Origin of the sequence: Oribacterium sp. NK2B42 (assembly GCF_000424445.1) — a bacterium.
GTDB lineage: Bacteria > Bacillota > Clostridia > Lachnospirales > Lachnospiraceae > Oribacterium.
Genome location: NZ_AUJX01000038.1, coordinates 1 through 25,494, shown reverse-complemented (window position 1 = coordinate 25,494; position 25,494 = coordinate 1). Strand labels below are relative to the sequence as shown.

The window sequence follows — 25,494 nt, the reverse complement described above, 5'->3', positions numbered from 1 at the left end:
GAATATAATAAAAGATATTCTATATTTGAGTGGAAAGGAACAAAAAATTGAAAATATCAGTATCTGACGATGTGCTGAACATAGTTCTTCCGGAAAAGATATCTACAGATAATGCAGAAGCCTGCAGTCTGGAAATCGAAAAAGCCCTGAATGAGCATCCGGGATGCTCACTCAGTTTTGATGCGGAAAAACTTACTTACATTAGCAGCATGGGGTTGAGGGTTTTATTAAAAGCCATTAAAAGTAAAGGCGAAAAAATACCTATAGAAAATGTATCTCAGGATGTGTATTCCATTTTTCAGGTTACCGGATTTACAGATCTCATGGATGTGAGATTAAGGCTCCGAAGTCTTTCGGTAGAAGGCTGTGAGATGATCGGTGCCGGAAGGAGCAGTCATGTATACAGGTTGGATCCGGAGACCATAATCAAATGTTATGAACCGACTATCCCTATAAACAGGATCCGCCATGAAATGGATCTTGCACGAAATTCCTTTGTTAAAGGAATCCCCACCGCAATACCATTTGATCTCGTTCGGGTGAATGACAGATTCGGAGTAGTATTTGAGCTGATACAGGCGGATACAGTAGGGCGTTATATTACGGAGCATCCTGAAGAATTTGAAAAGACAGCAGTACAGTTTACCAAGCTTTTAAAACAGATTCATGAAACCCATATGGATCCTGACAGTGGCTTTGTATCAGAGAAGAAAACCTGGATGGACTGGCTTGAAGGAATGAAGGATTTCTATACAGAGGATGAGTACGATTTCATGAAGTATATGCTGGATCAGGTTCCTGACCGGGATACTCTGGTGCACTGCGACTATCATGAGAACAATGTGCTCTACCAAAACGGGGAACTGATCCTTATAGATATGGCCGATATAGGATACGGACATCCCATATTTGACCTTGCAGGCATGGCATGCCGGGCACATCTTAGTTTCATTCCGGGAAGAAAGGCCCATCATGGACTGACTCCTGAGGATATGGAACGTTTTTATGAGCTGGAGTTACGCTGTTATTTTGATATTAAAGACGGTGATAATGAAAAATTTAATGCAGTCAAGGATCTGTGTGATGCCTTCGGATATCTGAGAAGCGGTCTTTTCCCCATGAAACACCAGGGCATATCTCAGGAGCTCAGGGAACTGCATGTGGCTGATGCCCGTAAATATCTTTTAAATGATGAACGTGAGAAAATAAAAGAGAAGCTTAGGGGACTGAAAGATTTTTTTGATTGAAACTATCAGGGTGACAACTATATATGTGAAATCAGTGGAAAAAGCTGGGATTAAACAGAATAACAAGATGGAAAGGAATAAGAATCATGATTATAACTTACGAAGATTTAAGCCGTATCAGAAAAGAAAATCCGGATAAAAAAATAGTGATGCTTAAAGGTACTTTTGACCTTTTTCATATGGGACATCTAAATATGATCCGTCGTGCAAAGGCACTGGGGGATATTCTTGTTGTCCTTGTTAAGTGCGATGAGGCAATAAAACTTAAGGGACCGGACAGACCCATCGAGGATGAGCAACAGCGGGCATCCATAGTTGATGCCATAAGGTATGTGGACTATACCCTGATCGCCGACAGGAAGATAGATGCGGGAATCCCTGATGTTCCGGAGGAAGACAGGATGCAGTATCTGAGATATTATCAGCTGGTTTCGGATTTAAGGCCTGATGTGCTCATTAAACCATCAAAGAAGCTTCCGGATATCCTCATGAAACTCTACAACGAGATAGGGACAGAAATACATGAAGTTGAGGAAACAAAAGGGGTTTCCACAACACTTCTTATAAAGAAGATTCGAGAGAGTCAGAATTAAATAAAGGGGGCCAGAGTTTATGAGAGTAGCAATCGGACAGGATTCACATCGTTTTGATGACAGTAATTCAGATAAGCCTCTGATACTTGGAGGTGTCGTTTTTGAAGGGGAACAGCCACTGCTTGCTAACAGTGACGGAGATGTGATACTTCATGCAGTCACAAGAGCTATATCAGGAATCACAACAGTGGATGTGCTTGGACCAAAAACCAAAGAGTTTCTGAAAAACGGAATCACAGACAGCAGGGTATATCTCGAGGAAGGACTTAAGGATCTGGAGGGAACCATATCCCACCTGTCAATTTCCATTGAGTGCAAACGCCCACGCATCACTCCCAGGATTCCTGAGATGAGAAGAAGTCTTGCGGCAATGCTTAAAACCGATGAAAAGAATATAGGCATCACCGCAACAAGCGGAGAAGAATTGACGGAATTCGGCAAAGGAAACGGGATAAATGTTTTCGCGGTAATCACCGTTGAATAAAGCTCTGATTTAAAACAGCCGATCAGATTTTCATATGATTGTCAGACATTGAAACACAAATAACAGCATTAAAAGATGAGCTGATAAGTTTTAATTCTGTGAGTTAAGGTTTAGAAACAGAATTAATAGCTTTGACAACAGAATGGTTAGCTTTTCCGGCTGAGAGGTACCCGGCCGTTACAAATACATAATAGTAGATAGGGTGAATATACCGGGAGGTTTTATATGGTTTTATTGGTAAATGCATGTGTGCGCGGTGAATCAAGAACAAGGCACCTTGCGGAGAAGCTGCTTGAAAAAATCGGCGGAGACCGGGTGGAGGTCAGGCTGGAGGATGTGGCCTTTCCGAAGACGGATGAAGGTTTTTTAAAGAAAAGAGACAGTCTGATAGCCACGCGGCAATTTGGGGATGATTATTTTTCTTTGGCAAAACAGTTTGCGGCAGCAGATATTATCGTTATAGCAGCCCCATACTGGGATCTGTCATTCCCGGCTGTGCTTAAGCAATATATAGAGCATATAAATGTCCTGGGGATAACATTTGAATATACACCTGAGGGGATTCCTAAAGGACTGTGCAAAGCAAAGAAGCTCTACTATGTTATGACTGCAGGCGGAACTTTTGTTCCGGAAGAATACGGATTCGGATACATAAAAGCTCTTGCCCAGAGCTTCTATGGAATCAAAGAAGTGGAGCTCATAAAAGCAGTGGGGCTTGATATAGTCGGGGCGGATGTTGACGCAATAATGAATGAGGCGGAAATATGATGTTAAAAAGCAGACATCAAACAATTCATATTATTAACAAGAAAATTATAGGATTTATCATGGTGATATCGGTTATTGTCACCATGGCGGGCTGTGAGGCAACCTCTGTGCCTGAGGTAGATCCTGTTTCTGAGACTGTGTCCGAAGAAACAACCGAAGCGGAAAAGGAAAACAATGAGACTGTTACGGGAAGCGAAGAAACAGCGGAAACAACTCAGGAAACAGCGGAGGAAACAACTGTAGGAGATACGGAAATGATTGATAAGACTACAACTCTCCGATTTGAATCATTTGACGGAGGCGGACCGGAATTTGATGTGATCATAGAGGACGAAAGCATTGTATCCTGTTCTGCTGTAAGAAAGTATGCCAGTGAAGATCATGATATGATGACAGGTGCCGGATATGATGAGGTGTTCACATTTACCGGTATCAAACCCGGTGAAACAAATATGCGTATAGAGGCGCGTTCACCCATAGCAGATAATTTTGACGCAGACTATAAGGTAGTCGTCAGTGAAGATCTGAGCGTGAAAATAGAAGAGCTTTCGGTAAGTGAGGCAGCCGAATCGGTTGATTAAGATGTCGATCCATACAGAGGAGTCGCAGAGCTTTATCCGGATGGCTCCCTTTCAGAGGTGATTACTATGGGAGTTAAGGGAGCCGTCACAACGTGGTACAAGTATGATGTGGAGTCCGGAGAATTCCTTAAGGCAGATGGAGAACTTCATCCGAAAGAACCGCCTGTTGTTTTGCCTGAAGGCAGGAAGATATCCGATATAAGGAAAGACGGCTGACCATTAAGGTTAGCCGCCTTTAATGTAAAGGGTATTACTCTTCCAAAATAAACTTTTCTATCACTTCCGCGACACCGTCGGCATCATTGGTGTCGGTAATGTAGTCGGCGCGGTATCTCAGAGCGTCATGAGCATTTTCCATGGCGACGCCGAGGCCGGCAAACTCTATCATGGTGATATCATTTAAGCCGTCTCCGCAGGCGATGAGCTCCTCGCGTTTAAGACCAAGCTTATCAAGCAGCTTCTTTAGGGAGGCTGCTTTTTCTATGCCGTTCGGAACTATCTCGAGGAAATAGGTTTCCGAGAAGAAGACATTGATCTTATCTCCGTACTCCGCCTTTATCATTAACTGGATTTCCCTGAGATGTGAATAGTTACCTACGCAAAGGAATTTGCATACCGGACCGTCAAGTGCAGCGCAAAGATCCGGAACCTGCATGAGAGGCACACGGTTTATCTTTGCCTCAAGCTGAGCGTAGTGGTTTTGGTCATCAAGAGTGACGATGCCTTTTTTGGTGTAGGTTAAGATCGTCACATCATAAAACAGCTTCCCATAGTCTATGATGTCCGGATAAAATTCTTCCGGTAATGTTGTCTGCATGAAGGTTTCACCGGTGCGTCCGTCCACGATATGGGCACCGTTGAAGGCCAGCATATATCCACCTGTTTCTTTAAGGTTCACCATTTCGGCCACCGGAAGGATCCCGACCAACGGACGGCCGGAAGCCAGCACTATATGAACTCCCTTATCAGCAGCTTTTTTCAATGCTTCCTTATTTCGTTCTGAAACTTCCTTTTGTGAATTCGTAAGTGTTCCGTCCAGGTCCAGAGCTATCATTTTATATTTCATATAAACTCCATTCCGCCGCCTTTTGGCAGCAGCACAAATAGTGATGAAAAGTGTTTATCAACCTATATTTCTTTTGGAAAACAGTTTTATCAGCTGGTATCTGCTGTTTACATGACACTTTTCATCTATGCTGTATCAATCCTTTAATTAAAACGTTTTTGGGATAAAACTTATTTTAAATGATAGATAATTATAACATGAATAATCTTTTCAAAAAAAGCAAAATATACTTGGGAATATATGTTCTTTTGATATGTACATTTTTTTCACATGATTTGCTATGATATTTATAAATAAAGAAAACCACAGCTCTCTGTGTAGAATAACCATCGCGCTAGCGATTTAGTACAATACAAACAAAAAAACAGGGCTTTCGCCTGGGTGATTCATCAAAAGCGAAAGTCCCGTTTGTGATAAATTTTTAATTACTGTGCAGCATATTTAGCAGCATTTTCACCTGAAATAAAGCCCATGTAAGCGCCTACTCCAAGAGCCTCGCGGCCTGGGTAGTAATCACCGAAGAAACCTGCTGAACTGATGATACCTGCAGCATAAAGACCGGGGATAGCATTACCATCCTTATCAGTTACCTCGCCAGCGAGGTTAGTTTCGATTCCGCCGTAGTTTCCTCTTGTAAGATCATACTCCTTTACAGCGTAGAAGGGACCTGCATCGATAGCTGAAAGATACTGGGCATCCTTACCGTGATCTGTGTCCTCGCCTGCCTCGCAAAGCTTGTTGTACTGATCAACTGTTGCCTGAACTGTTGCAGAATCAAGGTTCATATCCTTGGCAAGGGCCTCAATGGAATCCTCCTTATATGCCTGGATAACAGAACCCTCAGAGGTTCTCTCAAGATACTCATCAAGCTTCAGGAATTTGTCAGCGATCTCTTGATCCATGACAACCCAACCGTAATCAGCTTCCCCTTCGTTAATGAAGTAGATCATCTGGTCGTGAACTCCGAGAGCCTCAGATACAGGACGGCTGCCCTTGTTGTCAAGAAGGAGACATTCGAAGGGATAGCTGTTATTTGGCTGACCTACAACAGGCATATCGTAAGGATCCGGTGCGAAACATCCGCTCATTGACTCACCGAAGGCTGACTTAACAGCACCAACCTCAACAGCCATATTGATACCGTCACCGGTGTTTGAAACAGCAGTTGATGTGAAATTATGAAGTGCATCCGGAGCGAGCTCTGCTGTGAGTTCGTCATTCCATGCATAATCACCACAGGCAAGAACTACAGCCTTGGCATTGATGGTCTTTGTGCCTGTCTTTGATTCACAAACAACACCGGTTACATGATTCTCGGCGTCAGTAATAAGCTTTGTTGCTTTTGTGTTGAAGTAAATAGGAACACCATTTTCAACAAGGTCATCCTCAAGCTGATTTACAAGAGCCTGGCCGCCCTTTACTTTAACTTGAGCTGTTGCAAGGTGAATGTTTTCGGCGTTCTTCTTTGCCTGCTCTGAAGCTGCGGGAACCATAGTTCCTTCATCGTTAAGCTTGTAGTCAACATTAGCTGCAGTAAGAAGCTCAAGAACATCAGGAGATACTGCGCAGGCTGTGTTGATCTTATCCATATCAAGAGGATTTCTTTCTGTAATCTTGTTACGCTTTACCCATTTCTCAACAAGCTCAGGAACACCTTCAGCTGTATCAGCTGCGATAAATGATCCTGATGAGAAGATAGATGTTCCACCTCCGAAGGCGAGCTTCTCAACCACGATAACATCAGCACCTTCACGGCTTGCTTTCTGAGCAGCTGCAAGTCCGGCAATTCCGGCACCTACAACAACAACGTCACAGTCAAGAGTCTCATCCTTAACCTCTACACTGACTTCGCGGTTCTTCCATTCAGAAACATCTCCGCCTGCCTGCTCTATAGCATCGCTTACAAGCATACGAACAGCAGAACTTGAAATAGTTGCTCCGGAAATAGCATCAACAGCCAGTGACTGATGCTCAATGATGGAATCGGCCATAAGCTTTATACCCTTATCACCTACACCTGCAGTCTCATCCTGCTCTGTGTAATTGATCTCTGCGATCTTTCCATCCTTTACTACAACTTCAGCGGTAATGTCTCCATCCATTCCCTTTGCTTTAGCGGTATATGTACCGTCAGTAAGAGAAGAAGATGATTCAGCTGCCTCTGTTGCTGCAGCTGAAGTTGCTGCCTCTGCAGAAGCCTCTGAAGCCGCAGTAGTAGCAACCGGTACAGAAGTAGAAGCACAACCTGTAATGGACAGTGCTGAAACAACAGCTACTGTTCGAAGCATTGACTTGTTCATTTTTGATTTCCCCCTCAAAAATAATGATACGAAAAGTCGGTTTCCCGATATGATTGTTAAATTTTTACCATGGTATGAAGGGATTATATTACATATAACTTCGGCTCATTGTACTTATACTCATACAATCAGACTATAGCATCGCCGTTTTGCATACAAAAAATCAATGGAGATAATAATATTTGCCTATAATGTACATAAATCGTCACTTGAATCTGGATTCCGGCACTGATTATATCGAGTGTATGTTTCTTCGTATCAGTGCGGATATATTTTTGTCTTTTGAGCCTTGATTTTTCCTGATTTTTGCCATTTTCATTTACATATTTTGAACGGTACCAGATTCCGAATACTGCTATCGAGATAATCTCGGAAACCAGTAATACAACCGGCTGTGACTCTGCCACTACCTTCATATAATCGAAATTCCCGCCAGTTTTTGCTGCCGTGTACAGCAGTGCTAAAATCCCGCCAATCATTAATTTTGGTTTTGGCTTTGGTTAGTATATAATGATCAGACAGGTACTACACTGACTCACAGGTGATTTCGAGGGAAGGAGAGATAAGTAATGTGTGGTGTGAGTTCTATTGAGTCAAACATTAAGTTTGTAGAGTAAAAGATAAAGGCTGCGTGTGGGAGAGTAAGGAATCTATGGGATATATAATTCAGTCCATAAATATTGAAAATCTAGAAAGATACGGCGAGATATATGCGGCAGCTTTTAGCGGTGAGCCCTGGAATGATCCATGGAATGTAGAAGATGCTATTATCCATGTAAGAGAACTTCTGGAATCAAAACAGTCGTATGGTTTGGAATGCATCGAGGATGGCAAGGTTGTTGGATTTATCCTTGGTACATCAATGCTGTTCCATTATGGCAGGACTTTTGAGATTAATGACCTGGCAGTAGATCCAGCGTATCAGAGACGCGGTGTAGCTAAACTTCTTATGGAAAGTTGTCTTGCGGATATAAAAGCTCAAGGAATGGTAGGTGTGCATCTAATTACTGCCGTGGAAGGTGTTCTGCCCGAATTCTACAAAAGGTATGGATTTAAGAAAGAAAATGAAGTGATTCTGATGGGGATGGAATTATAAGAAATCCAATTGTGAGAGTATAAGGCCTGTGAAGTATTAGCAGTATCTTCACAGGCCTTCATTTTGTTCTATTCTGCACCGGTTCCGCCGGCATCCGAAGCTATAGCTTCCGCTTCAACTATTTCCGGTGCACCGTCAGGTGCTTCGGTTTCGTCAATATCCGGCTGATCTTCCGGCTTTTCATCTTCGTCTTCCCAAAGAGATTTATGCTTCTTATTGGTTTTCTTCGACATCATCCGCATTTGTTCTGCCATGGTATATAGTTCCGGAAACTTTTCCATCAGTTTCTTTAGATCCTTTGCAGGAACTCGGTCACCCCTTCCGTAACGAATGGCTACCTGCATACATTTGCTCATTTTTTCACTTTCTTTGGCATATGCATCAGCTTCATTTTTTGCTGCCTGTATATTCTGGAGGGATACCTGTAATTCCGTGACCATGGCAGTATAATCACAGTATTCCTTATGCTTTTTCGAAAGTGCCTGGTAGCTAAGCTCCAGCCGGTCAAAATCTTCCTTTAGGACATCGGCTTTTCCCGGTTCTTCTTCCATTACCTTTGCCAATGATTCCTTCTCATGACGAACTTCGCTCATTCTCATCGTATATTTTCTGATCTGTTTCCCATAGGTAGTGAGGGCATCATTTATCGTTAGTTTTGGCATGACAAACCTCCTAAAATCTTGTTCAGATGCTTTAAATACTTCCTAGTGGGCTTATCGGCAGATTCAGTACAATTTAATAGAAAAACATGGAAATAAAGCCAGGCCAGAAATTGATACGATGTCCTTAGATTGGAGGGCAGGAGACATTGGTGACCGCATTAAATTAATTAAAGCCGTATGAGAATAACGAATATATATAAATATATACTTATATCTGCAAATGATTGACTGTGCGAGTACCTAGCTTTGTCTGACTGCTCCCACGGGCTTGCCCGTGGGAGCAGTCAGGTGGCATCTTCATCCATAGTTTCCAGCAGAAAACTAACCGGTCTGAATCCATCGTTACAGGAGATCATTGCTGACTTCGGATTCTTCATCCAGCCGTCATAGAAGTTTTCACCGCCATGAGCCAGGACCATTACAAATGCCGACACCGTATCCCAGGCACTTGTGCAAAAGCCTTCCGGCTTTTCCCAGCCATTACATATGAAAGTCTGACCAAGCTCCATAGAACAGGTATGCTCTATGGAGTTTTCATACTGCTCTATGAGGTCAGCATAGCGAGCAATCTTTTTCACAGTGATACGGACTTTCTTCATGGTGAACTCCTTTAGTATTTTTTATGGATTTAATACTTCTATAGTGATATCACTTCAGATACCATCAACATATCAGATACTTTTATCCATTCGATTTCAGAAAGCTTTTTATATTATCCATTGACCTCTTTTCCAGATCCTTGAAAACAGCTTTTTCATCTTCGGATAGCCCCTGATATCTAAGGTTGTCAAAGTCTTTTAAGGCCTCATCAAGCTGCTCCTCTATACGTTTTGCATCATCCAAAACATAATAGGCACGGTATCTCTCTGAGAAAGAGGCATTAGCTTCATCCTTGGCAGGACGGATACTTTTTATAAAATACCTTGATTTCAATTTCTGAAGAGAAGTGACAACCGTAATAAGCGGAAGCTTTGTATAATCGACGACCATCATTTCAGTTACAGGATTAGCAGCCTGATGCATGTATAGAAGTATCCTGAGATCCTCAGCCTTCAGGTCATTCTGTATAGATATGGGCTTAAGATAGTACTCAAGAAGCTTATCCCTGTAGTAATTGCCGGAAAAAACAGTGTCGCATTCATCCGGAAGATACTGCACTGATACTGTCTCTGTTCCAAGCTTTTTAGAAATGGGAGTACCGGGGATGACAAAGTCATCCTTTGCAAAATCAATCAGGAATCCCGCAATTTGAGCCCTTCTGAGATCATATTCCTCCTCATCGAAAACATTTCTGTAGAATCTGTCATAGTACTGCATTACATTGGTTTTCATGTTGACTATCTTCGTCAGATTCATGTTTTGCGAAACTAAAGATCCCTCAGTCTTTACATAATAGTATATGGGAGACTTGACCACTGCGATGCGCTCGGCATGAAGCAGATACTCCATATTGAAAATGAAATCCTCGCAATAACTGAGCTCCGCATCCATTCTGAGTTTATAGCGGTCAAGCAGTTCCTTTTTGTAGAACTTATTCCAGATGACACCATAGTAGTAGTCTGCGGGGTTCGATAGCATGTAATCCGCATAGTCTTTCCTTGATAGGATACGATCAGTGTCAATGTCTCCTTTTTGCGACAGGTGTTCCCCCACAACGCGGTAAAAATCCGCGATAACCATGTCTGCATCCGCTACTTCTATAGCCCGGACAAAAAGCTTTGTGGCATCAGGAGTGATCCAATCATCTGCATCCAGAAACTGTAGGTATGCTCCGGTTGCCATATCTATGGCCATATTTCTTGTATCGGAAACTCCGGAGTTTTTCTTATGTACGGCTCTAACTCTGGCGTCCTTTTCTGCATACTCATCTATGATGGAAGGAGAGGAGTCTTTACTTCCGTCATCCATGAGGAGCAGTTGGAAATCTTTATATTCCTGGTTGAGAACACTGTCTATACATTTTCTGAGAGCTTTTTCAGCGTTATATACAGGGATGATTATACTTACTTTGGGCATTTTAAACCTCCACGATTATCTCTATTACCTATTATTCTACACTAGATAATACGATGAATATATACAAATATACGTTCTTTTATTATGTACATTTTTTTCTCACATGATTTGCTACGATATTTACAAGTAAAGAAGACCAACGAAACCTAATAACTAAGGTTTTGATTCTTCTTTACTTCTCCACAACCGCATCCGTGACCAATACAATGGCGGATGCATTTGATTTAATATTTCTTTGAGTAACTATAAAATAGAAAATATATAGGTATTTATAGATTCTTTATTTCTGTATCCTTTCATACATGCTAAAATTTATATGTTGGCGTAACAATGGATAAGCCTGAAGAGGATAACAGAAATGAAAGTTAGCTACAACAAATTATGGAAATTACTAATAGATAAGGGCATGAATAAGACTGAACTCATGGAAGCCGTAAGGACCAGTCCAAATACCATTGCAAAGATGGGAAAGAATGAAAATATTTCCATGGATGTCATCATGAGGATATGCGACTGCCTTAGTTGTGATGTTGGTGACATTATGGAAATGATCCCGGATGATGAAGGAGACACACGTGAAAAGAAATAAGTATAGCGCCGGGGCTGTTAAGTTTTCATTCTGGTTTATGGAGTTTAGAAAAGAAGTTTAAGGTTTTCAAGAAGTAGGAAGGTATCTGATATGACGATAAAAGAGGTCTTAGAAAAAGATGGAAACAGATCTTTGACCGAAAGAGTATAAATATCAAGCCGGCTGATTTGTCTGATACAATATGTGCTTTTGCTAATGCAGATGGCGGAACTGTGGCTATAGGCATATCTGATAAAACACGCAGGATTGAAGGTGTTGATTATCATACAGAACAGTTAAATGAGATTCTCAGGACACCTATAGATTTTTGTAATCCTACGGTTCCGATTACAGCTGAAATGGTCGAATGTATCAATCATGATGGAAAGCCGGATCATGTTTTACTGATGTATATTGAGGCAAGCCCACTGCTCCATGCCAATCAGTCAGATGAAGCATTTATACGTGTTGGAGATAAAAGCAAGAAGCTCGACTTTAATGATCGAATGACACTGATGTATGCGAAAGGAGTTCGCTATTATGAAGATGAACCTGTGGCAGATGCAACCATAGATGATCTTGATTTGGAGTTTATAGGCGAGTACTGCAGGCACATAGGTTATGGTAAATCGCCTTTAGAATACGTCAGAGAGAATAAGAAGTTTGTTCAAGTTAAAGATGGTAAAGAACAGATTTCAATAGCTGCAATTTTGCTGTTCGGAAAGAATCCTCAGCTGTTTTTTCCGAGAGCCTTTATACGATTCATAAGATATGATGGTACAGAGGCTAAGGTTGGAAAAGATATGAATGTCATCAAAGATGTGATATTTGAAGGTCGGATCCTGGAACAGGTTGAAAAGGCTGTTGAATACATCAAGATCCAAATGAAGGAAAAAACATATCTTGGACATGACGGAATATTTGTCACCGAGGAAGAATACAGTGAGTTCGTACGTACAGAGATCATTGTAAATGCTGTTACCCACAGAGATTATGGAATAAAGGGTACCGATATTCAGATCAAGATGTTTGATGACCGCCTTGAGGTAGACAGTCCCGGAACTTTTGCCGGTATGGTTACAAAGGACAATATCAGACATACACATTTTTCCCGTAACCCAAAGATTGCAGCATTTCTGAAGGATTATGGATACGTAAAGGAGTATGGTGAAGGCGTAGACCGTATGTGTAAAGAGCTTGAGTCTGCAGGTCTACCTGATCCGCTATATGACAATAAGACGTTTATTCTTAAAACAACGGTTAAAGTGCATCATACAAGGCTCAATCGGCAGGTTTTGCGTCGATTGGAGAGAATATCACGTCGATTCATGGCAAAGACTTATTATTAGAAAAACTTCATAATAAAGAACTGGTTAGAGAACTATCCCCAAAGGATCTGGGAGAGATTGAAACAATAATTAATAACATAGAAATAATGCAGGTAGTTACTTCTAAGGAAATAATGCAAATCCTTTCGTGCAAAACTACAAAAGCCAGGTATGTTTTAAAATAATGGAAACGAACAATATTATTTCTCCGATTAAGGGAAAGGGTAAAGGTAAGTATATACTTAATGAGCATGATTAAACTCAAAAAATTGTTATCAAAATTAAAACTACTTAATCAGATTTCGTTATATGAGAATGATGAATTATCTGAATTGTTCTTTGGATTGGATGAAACATACTATGGTTTGACGCAAAAAGAAAAAAGACATGGGTTTAAATTAATTATTTCCGAATATAAAAGAGAACTCTTAGAAAAATTGTATGGTCGAAACTATATTACAAGTTTTCATGAAGACTCTAAAACAAATAAGTTTGTTGGATATGTTAAAGGAATCTAAGCATGCGAATTAAAAGGGATTAAAGATAGTATTATGTATTTTTCTAAAGATTAAACCAATGGGTTACTTATTATTAGATCTTAATAGTTTAAAATATAGGAAATAGTATTATCGGAGGGATTGCATTGTTAAACTTCACATATGATGATTCATTAACCATTATAGATATAGTTATTAAATCAAAAATCAAAGATGCCGAATATTGGGGACAAATAGATATTACAAAAGATGATTTAAAGGTAATTAAAGATAAAATCATTGAGTGCCTACATAGTGGATATGACTTCAAAACTCTTTTCAAACAATTTCGCTATGCTATGGTGACATATGTGGTCTTTTTGGCGAAGTATTATTATAAAGGTGATCTATGGGGCATGATATGTGATGAAGTAGGTCTAGAAAAGATAAATGCAGCTGACCAGATTCAAATTGGAACTATGATTTTATCTACATTTAGTCTGTGTGGAATGGACTATAGTGCTGCAAATAATTCTCCAAGAAAATACGTAGATTCTATTTTATATCAGGTAGGAGAGCCACCCGAGAGTAATCTTGGAGATCTATTCTATATTATTAAGTACGGGTTCATGAATAATGTAGAACCTCAGATTCTCATTGACGAAATTACTTCAAGGTCGTACGGAGTACATAAACCTCTTTTGCATTTTTTGGAATATTCACCAGACTACAGAGCAATTAATTTTATCCTTGATGTTCAGGATACATTTCTTTCAGCAACTCAGTCTTCTGATTTATCAGGTAAGTATTCTGAAGCGTATTTAGAGTGGGTTGAACTTGATAAGGAAAAGGGTTCGTATAAAAACAAAAAAGATGAAGATAAAGTTGAAGTACGGCCTTATTATTTTCTTGATTACAGAAAAAATGGATTATGTGTGGTTCTTCCTCGTATAAATATGTCCGAGGAATGGGTCGAGAGTGCAAAGTGGAACATCAAAGGTGATCGAGATTTTAAGGTTGAAAAGATTGCATATGTACAAGGTGCCGAAGGTAAGCGTTATGTTGATCAGATGATTGTTCCGGTGAAACTATGTAAATTTCTATCAATCACATTTGAATATGATGACGGTTTTGATCTTCACCAATCCTCATATGGATTGAAAGGATTATATTCAGATGAATGTGAGGTGTTTTATTTTAATTCCAGCGGAAGAAAAATAAATAATAGTTATTTACGTGCACCATATGGATACCTTATTTATCCCTCACAGTATAAAATTCAATCCAGTAATGTTATTCGAGATGTTCAAAGTTACCCACTTATTACTTCGGATTATAAAATAGAACAAATAACACCAATTACTGCTGATGCCAGAATGACTATTACCACTAATTGCGGAGATATAGTCCTTCTAATGAGACCACAGCTCAGTATAACACTTCATGGAAGAAAACTATTTGATTCTGATTACATAGAATCTGAAATACCATTGTTTTTAGATATCCCTAAAATTAGTTTGTCATTTAAAGGCTTCAGTAATACCGAAGGTATCGAGATACATATAGGCCATAATAGGATCTCTGTTCAAGGACTTAATCTAGATAAAGAAAACATCATCGACTTAAGTGATGCAATTGAAGATGATTGTTTTGGAATTAATGTTATTAGAGTATATCAGTATGGCCGATTTATTAAGGAAGAAAGATTCTGTCTATTGCCAAAGTTTCATACAAATTATGATACCTCTCTTCCATGGCCTGACAAATTTTTCAAAAATAGAATTGCTAAATTTTCGATAAATAAGATAAAGGGATGGGCTTTATGTTTTGAAAATGGTAATGTTCAGGACCTTATTGATAAATATGTAATATCTGTTCCGTATTCCGAAGGAACGTTGAGAGGAAGCGTTGTTTCAAAGCAAGATAACCTTCATGTTTTAGTTGATTTTGAGCTTCCAATATGTGCTCTTAAAGCAGAACTAGTTTCTGATACGGATATTTCGGAAAAATGTGAGCTCGATGATTTTCTTGAGGGAACTCCTTGGGCATCAATAGCTGTTTATGGAGAATACTCAAAGAATGAATATGAGATACAGTTAAAATCGATTAACGGAATTGAACAAAAGAGGCAGATAAAGCTGAATAATAATGGCTCTATTAACGCTGACCTTAGCGTTTTTAGAGATACAATACAAAATGTTCCACTTCCTGCAGAAATTGTTATACATAATAATCAGACTGATGAAGAATATATTTTGATTTTTGTAGATGAAAAAATCAAATTTCGAACACGTCCGCAATATGTGTATAAGAAAAAAATCCTTGGAATCAAAAATGAAGACATAGATGATGATGTTCACTTGGAAAAATTCGGAGATAAAAATTATCGTATGCCATTAAAATATGAATGCTCTACCATCAACAGTAAAGGATGGAGGGTTTATACATTTAATGATATGGACGCGTTGACTCCGGGTTTTTACAGATTAGTTAGGAATAATAAAGCTGGTGATTTGTTTTTATTTGATGATGATTTTCATATAACGCTGGAAAAGGATCAATTTGTTGTATCAAGAAAGGAAAAAGATACACCTATTGATAGCTTTAGTGTTTGGGTGGATCAGGCACTAAGCGATTTGGTTATGTATAGAAACGGTAACAAGCTGAGTAAATTAAAAGAGTCATCAAGTTACTTATTACGTAACGATCTGCAAAAATATAAAGGTTCTACACTGACAGATTGGGATATATTAAATTTGGTCAGTTTTGGATTTATGTTGGAGGCTAAAATTTCAGATGAACATAAAGACATTATTTCAGAGTATATGTGTAATGTTTCACGATATATACTTTCAGGCAAAGATAGGTATACGGTGATAAAAAAACTTATTGAAGTAAATGCAAGTGATTATGTATTTCATCAATGCTTAAATAATTATTCATTATTATTAACTGAAATTGACGACGATTTACTTCCAAATCAGATAAAGGAGTTGGCAGGAGAAGTAAAACATTATTACCCTAAACTATCATTATTACTGCTGATGAGAAAAGACTCTCCTATCAGGGAAACAATCGGAGACCCAATATACAGAGAACTGATAGGTCAGCAAGCTGTTATAGAAATGATGAATAGTGACGTTTCAGATGAAATAAAAAACGAAGACAGGAGACATTTCTTAAAAGAAGATGGTCAAAGTCATGTTCATATTAATTTAACGGAACAAATATCAGGTATCAATCAGTTCTATGAGATGATAGATGAAAAACGGAGCAAAAGTGGGAAAATATATTTGGATAAAGACAAAATTCCAGATAGTGGTATTTATTTAAGTGGCACTAGATATTCAGATCTGTTCGTCAATTGGTATATAAGGAACCATCCAAAAGGAGGTGCTATAGAAGCTGAAAAGGAAAAGAAAATAAAGGATTCATATAGATCTTTTAAGACGAATGTATGGAACAATATTTTTGCTTTGCAAAGAGACGAACAAATTGGAACTTATGTAAAAGAGTATAATAATGTGCTTCAGAAGAGAACTTCTGGAGATCCTACAGGGTTCTCATTGCCAAACTTTTTTTACTTTGAAGCTCTATCTGCACTGCTAGTATCACTTGATGTTCCACAGAAATATAATGGAATAAAAGAGGAAGCACGAAATTTCATGGTTAATGCATTTGAAATTGCACCATATATGGCTGAAAGAGATTTAATAATGGCTGCATTATTTGTTTATTTAAGAAGAAAAGAGGGTGTCTAATTATGTCAATGAACCCAAGAACAACTACGGATAAGATTAAGAAAGATTATAAGCGTTATGTCTCTTCGATATTGACTGTTAGAGATAAAGAAATTAGCAAATTAGCAAAAGAAGAAGTTTATCACACGAATTTTGTAAAGGGTCCATTCCTCGAAACCACACTCCCTTTTAAAGATGGTAAGACCTTAAAAGAACTTGCTGAAGAAGGACTTGTTAGTACGGAGTTTTCAAAAATGGGGAAAAGAGTCCATTATGAGGATTGGAAGCTACGTGTCCATCAGGAAAATGCACTTAGACACATAATAGAAGACAATCGAAATATGGTTGTTTCTACTGGTACAGGATCAGGAAAAACGGAATGTTATTTATATCCTATATTCAACCAACTAATGCGTGAAAAAGAGCAGGGAAACCTTGATGCAGGTGTAAGAGCTTTGCTGATTTTTCCAATGAATGCATTAGCTAACGATCAACAAAAGAAGCTTAGAAAACTCCTTGCTGAGTATCCTGATATAACATTTGGCAGGTATACAGGTGAAACTCTGCATGCCAAAACAAATGAGGAACCGGAGGATGCAGAAAAACGTTTACATAAAGAATACGATGTTCAGCATCAGGATGATACTGATTCGGATTCAAGAAAATCTATACCAAATGAATACATGTGCAGAGAATTCATGGCTAAGAATCCACCGCATATATTGCTCACGAACTATGCAATGCTTGAGTATATGCTCCTACAGCCTAATACTGCTCCTTTTTTTGATACATCAAAGGCAAAAAATTGGAAGTTTATTGTAATTGATGAGGCCCATACGTATAAAGGAGCCACAGGAACAGAAATTGCATTTTTATTACGTAGATTAAAAGAAAGAATCAAGCACCATCGTACAGAGGATTTTAGATGTATTGCAACCAGTGCTACTTTGGGGACAGAAGGTGGTAAGGCTGCATTGGCTGAATTTGCCTCTCAGTTATTTGGTGAGCCATTTAATGAGAATGACGTAATTACAACTGAGCGTAAAAAAAGGGAACAATCTAGCGGTTCAAGAAATTTCAGTCTTGATGAGTATAAAAAACTCAAGGAAGAAGTGGCTGATATGCCTGATTGGGAAAAGGGAAAATATTTATATGAAAAGCTAGTAAATGATAATAGGTTATTCCTACTCTATGATATATTACAGGATAAACCAAAAGATATTATTGAAGTTGCAGATGCGGTTTTTTATGATTTAAAAGATATTTCTTCAAGAGAAGAATCATTAATAACATTAATTGAACTTTCAGCAGCTGCAAAAAAAAGTGAATTTGAGTCAGCATTACTACCGGCAAGATATCATCTCTTTGTTAAATCTTTAGAAGGGATGTTCGTGCAGTATTATCCTCGTAAACGAGTTTTCCTTGATCGTAAGGAAAAAAACAGGGATGCCACGGGGGAATATTCCGTATTTGAAATGGCAAACTGTCAGAAATGCGGACAAGAGTACATACTGGGAAAAACAATTTACAGAAATGGTAAAAACTATCTCGTTCAAACAAGTGCTTCAGAAAAGCCTGAATTTTATTTTATATCAGATAAAAATATAATAGATGAAACATTTGATGAGGATGACAATTTAGATGAAAAAGCAAATTTTTCATCTTTGGACAAATATAAACTCTGTCTTTCGTGTGGTAGGATTTCGGAATATGCCGAAGAAACCAGTTATAATTGCTGTAAGACCAATGATCCAGGGAAGATTGTTACTGTTTATAATCTTAGATATTCAGGAAAGGGCAAAGAATCTAACTGTTGCCCTTCTTGTGGCGCAACAAAAGAGGGACTGATCAAACGCTTTTTAACAGCAAACCAGCCTGCAACTTTTGCTGTTGCAAAAAGCTTGTATGATGCAATTCCTCCAAGACCTATAAATGGTAAATCATCATCAAGTTCGAATGAATTGGAAGACGATTTATTCAGCGACGATCTTTTCGGAGATATTCTACCTGAATCTGTTAATATTGACGAAAGAGTTATCGATGAAAGTGGTCGTAAGCTCTTAGTATTCTCGGATAATCGTCAAGAAGCGGCATTTTTCGCAGGATTTTTTGAAAAAAAATATAGACTTGCAATGTGGAGAAAGGTAATTCTTAATTGCTTAAAAGAAGCAGATGGAGGAGAACTGTCTGTAGATGATCTTATAGCTAAGGCAAAACAGTTGGCTGATAGAGAAGGTCTTTATGCGCTTGATTTAGTTGAACAAAATAACAATCTTGATGCAAGTATGATGGGCAACGAACAGAAGAAAGCGATGGCTGCACATTATATTATGTCTGAATTTATATCTCCCGATATTGCAACAGGTCTCGAGGGAATGGGCTATATCCAGATCATGCCACAGGAATTGCCGTTAAAATCTGATGCTTCAAGATATGGTGTCAATGGCGGAAAGAATATTTGGAAAGTATATAGATTTGTCTTTGATACACTTAGACAAAAAGGTGCTGTAACATTTCCTTCGGAGATAAGTGCTGAAGATGATTTCTTTTCTCCACGAAATCATGTTAGATATTTTAGGATTAGTGGAAATGAAACATTATATAAAAAAGGCTATATATATGGGTTTATGCCGAGCGAGGGGCATAAAAACAAACGTTCTGCAATGTTCAAAAAAATATTAAGCAAACATGAAGCCGAGGAAGAAAATGAAAGTATCGCTATTAGCAACCTTGAGCAGTGTTATGATGATATCACAAAAGTTTTTAAAAATAAGGGCTACATTAGCGATGATACATCTAATGAAAGCGGAGTTATTTATGAGCTTAATTATCGAAAATGGAAGTTCAAATATATAAAGCCTGAAGAAAACATATTTAGATGTAAAAAATGCGGAAAAATATTTTCTTATTCATTAATGGATTTATGTCCGGAACTTAAATGTGATGGTGAGCTTGAAACCATTGCTGCCGGTGATGTACGAAAAGATAATTATTATGACAGCCTGTATGGTGGTGAACAGTTTGTGCCCATGGTTGCTAGGGAACATACAGCTCAATTATCTTCAAAAACGGCCGGCCAATACCAGAAACTGTTTGAAGAAGGCGCTATTAATGTGCTTAGTTGTTCTACAACATTTGAAATGGGTGTCGATGTTGGTGAGCTTGAAGCTACTTTCCAAAGAAATGTTCCGCCGGAGACCTCAAATTATATACAGAGAGCAGGACGTGCAGGTCGAAGAACTTCTTCTGCGGCTTTTTCTGTGACATTTGCAAGACGAAATAGTCACGATATGACTTTTTTTCAAAATCCTGCGGAAATCATTTCAGGTAAAATTGCCGCCCCTTTACTTGAAGTTGATAACGAAAAGATTGCTCAAAGACATTTAAACTCGATAATTATAGCTTCATTCTTTAAATTAAAACCGGAGTTCTTTAAAGATAAAACAAAACGTATCGTAGCCTACGAGACTAAAGACAACATGGCAGTGGAACTTGAAAAATATCTTGATACTAAGCCACAGGAGTTATTGGATACAATACACAATGTCTTTGACGAAAAACTCTGTGATCTTCTTAAAGTTGATGATTGGGGATTTGTTAAAGATCTTCTAGGTGATTCCGGTAAGTTAAATCTTGCTATTAAGGAACGAGAAGCTGATATTTCTGGCCTTACGGAATTAAAGAAAAATATTAATCCAGACAGTACTGGAAAGGAATTAAGTGAAGCAAGGGCTGTTACAAAGCTGATTGAAACATTAAATGATGAAGCATCTATTAGCTTTCTTAGCTCTAAGGGTGTACTGCCTAAATATGGATTTCCTATTGATACTGTTTCCCTAGACATCTTAAATAATAAAAATAAAGAGGCTGAGAAACTGGATCTATCAAGAGATTTAAGGATGGCCATAAGTGAATTTGCTCCTCCGGCACAGATTGTTGCTAATGGAAAACAATGGAAAAGCTACGCAATCAATACTATTCCGGATAAAAGCTGGCCAACTTATGTTTATCATGAATGTCCTAAATGTAAGAGGATTTTCCCGCCCAAGGGAGAAATGACTGAAGTGACTATAAATATAGATGATTCATCCGGTATATGTCCTGATTGTAAAATAGAAACCAATCCGAAAAAATTTATTATACCGTTATTTGGTTTTTCTACATCTTATTCAGAGAAGCCAAAGATGGTTGGAGAGACGCGCCCTCGAGCATATTATGCTACACAAACTCAGTATTGGTGTGATACTGACTTGACAGAAAGACAGCAGCTCGAAGTCAAATCAAAAAAAACCATTATTAACGGCAAGGAAGTAAGCGCTAAATATTCTCCTGGAGGAAAACTATTTGTATTAAACCAAGGAACAAACGGGGCAGGAATATACGTATGTCCTGAGTGTGGATATGCTACAGAAATTGACAAATTATATAAAGAAAAAAGCCATAAGAACAAGTATGGTCATAAGTGTAGCAACAAAATGTTACAGAGAGTATCTCTTGGTCATGTATTTTCGACTGATATTTTGAAAATACAGCTTCCAGAACATGATATAGAACTAACACAATCAGGTTCATTAGAATTAAAGAATCAGGATTTGTCTGTGATGTATTCAATCCTTGAGGGTGCAAGTTCTGCATTAGATATTAATAGAGGAGATATAAGTGGGTGTGTTACGGGTAATCATCAGATTATTCTATATGATGATACACCGGGCGGCTCTGGATTTGTTAAGCACATTTATGAACATATTGAAGACGTATTATCTAAGGCAAAAGAAAAGGTAAACGGTTCCTGTGGGTGTACAGAAGAAACCTCCTGTTATGGATGCCTTAGAAACTATGGAAACCAGTATTTCCATGATGTTTTATCTAGAGGTATTGCGTATAGGTATTTAGATTGGTTACTTAGTGATTCTTCAATAACTAATGTTAATTGCGAAGAAAAAACAGATAAGCTTATTTCTAATGTTAATACAAAACTGGAAAAGGGCGTAAGAGTTATTTCGGATTATAGTGGTTCTGATTATGATGATAAACGTAATACTATAGATGAAGTATACATTGAATTTATGTCGATGGATGATGATGAATTATCCAAGAATGAAAAAGCTATATTTGAAAAAGTGTATAACAAGCTCAAGGATAAGGATTATGAAAATCCAGTGATGTATAACAAAATAGAACTAAAGGAAGGCGATGTTTGGCCATCTGTTTTTTGGCCGAATTCAAAGGTGGCACTATTCTGGAAAGGTCAGAAAGAGCATTTTGATTTGCTTAAGACCTATGATTGGTATTGCTTTATGCTTGATGAGTCACTTAATATCGATGATTTATTATCTGTAATTTCAATAATAGAGAGGAATAGATAAATGGCTGTATACATGATTCCTGAAGAGCCAAAAGAATTTGATAAAAGAAGTCATGAAGATGTTTTGTTCAATGCGTTAAAAAACAACTATAACGGAAATGAAGACTATTATGTTTTTCATTCTTACAATGCGGTTGCATATAACAAGGATGACAATACTCTATATGATAGAGACCTTGATTTTGTTATTGCAAATGCAAATAAAGGCTTAATCTGCATCGAGGCCAAAGCTGGTGAAAATATTTATTATTCTGGTTCAGATAGAGAATGGCACTACAGTAGCGGTAGGGTAATGGAGCATAACGGACCATACAAACAGTCTGCTGGGGCAATGCGTGTCTTAAGAGACAAGGTTAAGTATAATAGATCAGCTAAAGTAAGAGCCTTATTAGGTAAGTGCCGTTTCATCAGTGCTGTATGTTTTATTGATATGAGAAAGAATGATTTTCTAAATCTCCCAGGTCTACCTGAAGAAGCATCTTTGGAGATGACTATCCTGCAGGATGACCTTGATGATATTTGGGCAAAGATTGAAAAAATATATAGCATTAAAATCCCTAAAGAGAAGTATGAGCCTAGCTTGACGAACGGTATGAACGATGGTGAGTTCAAATTACTTTTAGATTCTGTTCTTTGTCCGGAATTCCATCTTATTCCATCTCCTGAGGCAACTAATGGGTTGATCAACTTCCGTTTAAAACAGCTTATTAGAGAACAATATCGTATTCTCGATTTCTTGACAGAGCAGCCTACAGCTGTCATAAATGGTGCAGCTGGGACTGGTAAAACCATGATAGCTGTAGAGAAAGCAAGGCTCCATAGCATTGAGGGTGATAAAGTTTTATTCTTATGTTTTAATAAAAAATTACAGAAACAGTTAGAAGATGATAATAAAAAGAATCCTGAATTTGATAATGTAGATTTTAGAACTATTAGTAAACTCACAAAGGATAAGACCGGGGACTTTGAAAACTATGCCGGTCTCGAATTATGGCTTGATAAATGTATAAGGCGTGAATCAGAACTTGGCTATAAACACATTATTGTGGACGAAGGACAGGATTTTGGCGTCATAAATTTAAAAGAACATCCCGAAAAAGAAGAGGAAGGAATACAGAATTGTGAAATCATAAACAAGCTTCAGGATGCGGCTTTAGAACAGGGTGGAACATTTTACCTTTTCTATGATAAGTATCAGACAATCCAAGGTGGACAAGTTTTAGACAATATCCTCCCTGATTGTATAGATGGAGCCGATTGTAGATTGACGCTTCATAAGAACTGCAGAAATACAAAAGAAATTGCTAAAACATCTGTAACTCCGATTAAGGATGCAAGAGGAAAAGGACTGAAAGTTGATGCAGCATATTCATGGGTGAAGCCATATACCCCCATAATGCATGTGATAAATTCAAGAGAAAACGAAATAGATGTATTAAATAAAATATTAGATGAGTATAAGGAACTTGGATTTAATGACATTGTAATTCTTTCTCAAGGAAAGCTAGAATCAACGAGTATCGCCAAAAAACTCATAAATAGTACCTACGAGGATCCTTATGATTATTATAAATACAACGGAAAAAAATATAGGGTTGCAACATGTATCACTTTTAAGGGCCTTGAGGCCGATGCAGTTATTCTTTTCAATTTAAACAGTATGTCTTTTTCAGGAGATCGAGCAAAAGAGTTTTATGTAGGTACATCTCGAGCAAAATGTAAACTTGATATGATTTGCACGCTTAAAGAAGATGACTATTTAAATGTTGTTTCACAAATAGACGAAGGAGCGTTGAATGGCCCTAGGAATAAAAATGCATTGAGAAGAATTTTTGGGAATCTATTTTCCGCGGATGTCGTAGTTGAAAATTAAAAATACTTGACGCTAAAACAAATTAGATGCATTATATAATAACAATATTGTATGCCTTACATTCTTCTGACCATAGCGGTATGGAAAAGGTTTTGCCTGAGAATGTGTAACCAACTACTGTGTTTACCATGGAGGCTTTAAAATGAATAATGCATCTAAGATTTATTTAGACCAAGTAGCTATCGGAAAACGAATTAAGAAGATTCGAAAGCTCAAAGGTGTAAGCGTTGATGATATATGTCATAAGATGGACAATATATCACCTCAAGCTGTTTACAAATGGCAGCGGGGCTCATGCTTACCTGATGTTGAGAATTTGCTTAATTTGAGCATCTTATTAGAAACAACTATAGAGGACATCTTGCTCGGTGAAGGAGAAACCGACGACGAGATGCCCTCTTTTTTTATATATAAGGATGAGTCATGGAAAAAATACTATTCGAATCAGAAATTTTCAATAAAGAGATGAAGGGCACATTTCCATTTAGAATTAAAGTTAAGGAAACTATAACAGACAGCTCGCATCTAGTACATCGAATAATAATTAACTAACACTGATAATCTCGTTAGATTTGATCCCAGCTGACTCTGCTTCAGCAACACTGATTTCATCCATTTTGTATGTCCAATGATAAACTACAGGTTCACGATTTACTTCTTCAAAATAGAGGTAGATACGCTGCTCAAGTTCTTCCTTGGATTTTACACGTATACCTCTTAACATTTGCTTGGTCATCTTACTGAAAAAGCTTTCTATCATGTTAAGCCATGATCCATGTTTAGGCGTAAACACAAAAACAAAACGACCCTCGGGCCTTGTTGCGAGATAATTTCTTGTTTCTTTTGATTTGTGTGCAGAGTGATTGTCGCAAACAATACGGATAACATCTCCTTCAGGATATCGAGTATCGAGTTTTTTCAAGAGTTCAATGAAATCAGAACTCTTATGGGTTTCGCTTACATAAGGGATAGCTTCTCCTGTGAGAAGATCAATTCCGGCAAGAAGTGAAAGTGTTCCAAGGCGCTTATATTCAGCATCACGCATTACACATCCTTTTTGCGCTGTAGGACGGAGATCCTCACCGGTTGTTGCAATGGCCTGTATTCCAGGTTTTTCATCGCATGATACGGTATGAACCATTATGCCGTCATCAGGTATTATGATGTTTCCATCTTCGTCGAACTGCATGCTGACTTGTTTATATACAAGCAACACGTCATGCTTTTTTGCTTCAAAATCAGGATCACGTTTTTCGCAATAATACTTTATCTTGAAGGGCTTGATATCTGATTGTTTAAGGATTTTCTGAAGCATTGATTTTGCTATTGTT

The 25,494-nt window shown here is 38.1% G+C and carries 20 protein-coding genes; 14 read left to right on the top strand and 6 right to left on the bottom strand.

Features of this window, described 5'->3' with window-relative positions; translation table 11 throughout:
- Positions 1–47: 47 nt before the first annotated feature.
- The 6 genes from G625_RS0110550 (at position 48) to G625_RS22440 (ending at position 3,889) form a co-directional block, all read left to right on the top strand.
- The gene (locus G625_RS0110550) at positions 48–1,247 is read left to right on the top strand and encodes a phosphotransferase (RefSeq protein WP_029201094.1); all 1,200 of its coding nucleotides are present in this window, start codon (positions 48–50) and stop codon (positions 1,245–1,247) included.
- An 86-nt stretch (positions 1,248–1,333) separates the two neighbouring features.
- Entirely contained in the window at positions 1,334–1,840 is a 507-nt protein-coding gene (locus G625_RS21320) for an adenylyltransferase/cytidyltransferase family protein (RefSeq protein WP_049895853.1), read from the top strand.
- 19 nt (positions 1,841–1,859) lie between these two features.
- Complete coding sequence (gene ispF, locus G625_RS0110540) at positions 1,860–2,324, top strand: 2-C-methyl-D-erythritol 2,4-cyclodiphosphate synthase (RefSeq protein WP_029201093.1); 465 nt, start codon at positions 1,860–1,862, stop codon at positions 2,322–2,324.
- Positions 2,325–2,549: 225 nt separating this feature from the next.
- Positions 2,550–3,092 carry an NAD(P)H-dependent oxidoreductase gene (locus G625_RS0110535; RefSeq protein WP_029201092.1) on the top strand — a complete coding sequence of 181 codons (543 nt, stop codon included), beginning with the start codon at positions 2,550–2,552 and terminating at the stop codon, positions 3,090–3,092.
- Between the two features lie 59 nt (positions 3,093–3,151).
- Complete coding sequence (locus G625_RS0110530; protein WP_156885098.1) at positions 3,152–3,673, top strand: hypothetical protein; 522 nt, start codon at positions 3,152–3,154, stop codon at positions 3,671–3,673.
- A gap of 66 nt (positions 3,674–3,739) precedes the next feature.
- The gene (locus tag G625_RS22440) at positions 3,740–3,889 is read left to right on the top strand and encodes a hypothetical protein (protein WP_156885097.1); all 150 of its coding nucleotides are present in this window, start codon (positions 3,740–3,742) and stop codon (positions 3,887–3,889) included.
- 34 nt (positions 3,890–3,923) lie between these two features.
- Here the strand turns inward: G625_RS22440 and G625_RS0110520 are convergent, their stop codons facing one another.
- Complete coding sequence (locus G625_RS0110520) at positions 3,924–4,739, bottom strand: Cof-type HAD-IIB family hydrolase (RefSeq protein WP_029201090.1); 816 nt, start codon at positions 4,737–4,739, stop codon at positions 3,924–3,926.
- 425 nt (positions 4,740–5,164) lie between these two features.
- On the bottom strand, positions 5,165–7,039 hold the full coding sequence (locus G625_RS0110515; protein WP_029201089.1) for an FAD-dependent oxidoreductase: 1,875 nt from the start codon (positions 7,037–7,039) through the stop codon (positions 5,165–5,167).
- Between the two features lie 652 nt (positions 7,040–7,691).
- On the opposite strand from G625_RS0110515, the gene G625_RS0110505 reads away from it, so the two are divergent.
- A complete protein-coding gene (locus G625_RS0110505) occupies positions 7,692–8,135 on the top strand; it encodes a GNAT family N-acetyltransferase (protein WP_029201087.1) in 444 nt (147 codons plus the stop codon).
- A 68-nt stretch (positions 8,136–8,203) separates the two neighbouring features.
- Here the strand turns inward: G625_RS0110505 and G625_RS0110500 are convergent, their stop codons facing one another.
- The 3 genes from G625_RS0110500 to G625_RS0110490 form a co-directional block, all read right to left on the bottom strand.
- Positions 8,204–8,797 (bottom strand): hypothetical protein, encoded by a 594-nt coding sequence (locus G625_RS0110500; RefSeq protein WP_029201086.1) that lies wholly within the window; start codon positions 8,795–8,797, stop codon positions 8,204–8,206.
- Positions 8,798–9,081: 284 nt separating this feature from the next.
- Positions 9,082–9,396 carry a TIGR04076 family protein gene (locus G625_RS0110495; protein WP_029201085.1) on the bottom strand — a complete coding sequence of 105 codons (315 nt, stop codon included), beginning with the start codon at positions 9,394–9,396 and terminating at the stop codon, positions 9,082–9,084.
- Positions 9,397–9,478: 82 nt separating this feature from the next.
- The gene (locus G625_RS0110490) at positions 9,479–10,813 is read right to left on the bottom strand and encodes a glycosyltransferase family 2 protein (protein WP_029201084.1); all 1,335 of its coding nucleotides are present in this window, start codon (positions 10,811–10,813) and stop codon (positions 9,479–9,481) included.
- Between the two features lie 358 nt (positions 10,814–11,171).
- Here G625_RS0110490 and G625_RS0110485 point away from each other — a divergent pair, with 358 nt between their 5' ends.
- From G625_RS0110485 to G625_RS19425, 7 genes are all read left to right on the top strand, one after another.
- Positions 11,172–11,402 carry a helix-turn-helix domain-containing protein gene (locus G625_RS0110485; RefSeq protein ID WP_029201083.1) on the top strand — a complete coding sequence of 77 codons (231 nt, stop codon included), beginning with the start codon at positions 11,172–11,174 and terminating at the stop codon, positions 11,400–11,402.
- Between the two features lie 167 nt (positions 11,403–11,569).
- Positions 11,570–12,730 (top strand): ATP-binding protein, encoded by a 1,161-nt coding sequence (locus G625_RS19430; RefSeq protein WP_049895852.1) that lies wholly within the window; start codon positions 11,570–11,572, stop codon positions 12,728–12,730.
- A gap of 224 nt (positions 12,731–12,954) precedes the next feature.
- Positions 12,955–13,227, top strand: coding sequence for a hypothetical protein (locus tag G625_RS0110475; protein WP_044932338.1), 273 nt, complete (start codon positions 12,955–12,957; stop codon positions 13,225–13,227).
- 125 nt (positions 13,228–13,352) lie between these two features.
- A complete protein-coding gene (locus G625_RS0110470) occupies positions 13,353–16,946 on the top strand; it encodes a hypothetical protein (RefSeq protein ID WP_029201081.1) in 3,594 nt (1,197 codons plus the stop codon).
- Positions 16,947–16,948: 2 nt separating this feature from the next.
- Positions 16,949–22,291: a DEAD/DEAH box helicase gene (locus G625_RS0110465; RefSeq protein WP_029201080.1), complete on the top strand. Its 5,343-nt coding sequence runs from the start codon at positions 16,949–16,951 to the stop codon at positions 22,289–22,291.
- Positions 22,292–24,163 (top strand): nuclease-related domain-containing DEAD/DEAH box helicase, encoded by a 1,872-nt coding sequence (locus tag G625_RS0110460; protein WP_029201079.1) that lies wholly within the window; start codon positions 22,292–22,294, stop codon positions 24,161–24,163. It begins immediately after the preceding gene.
- A 142-nt stretch (positions 24,164–24,305) separates the two neighbouring features.
- Positions 24,306–24,632, top strand: coding sequence for a helix-turn-helix domain-containing protein (locus G625_RS19425; RefSeq protein ID WP_044932335.1), 327 nt, complete (start codon positions 24,306–24,308; stop codon positions 24,630–24,632).
- A 75-nt stretch (positions 24,633–24,707) separates the two neighbouring features.
- On the opposite strand, the gene G625_RS19420 is transcribed toward G625_RS19425, so the two are convergent.
- Positions 24,708–25,494: IS630 family transposase (locus G625_RS19420; protein ID WP_044932332.1), on the bottom strand; the 787-nt coding region annotated here is incomplete at its 5' end.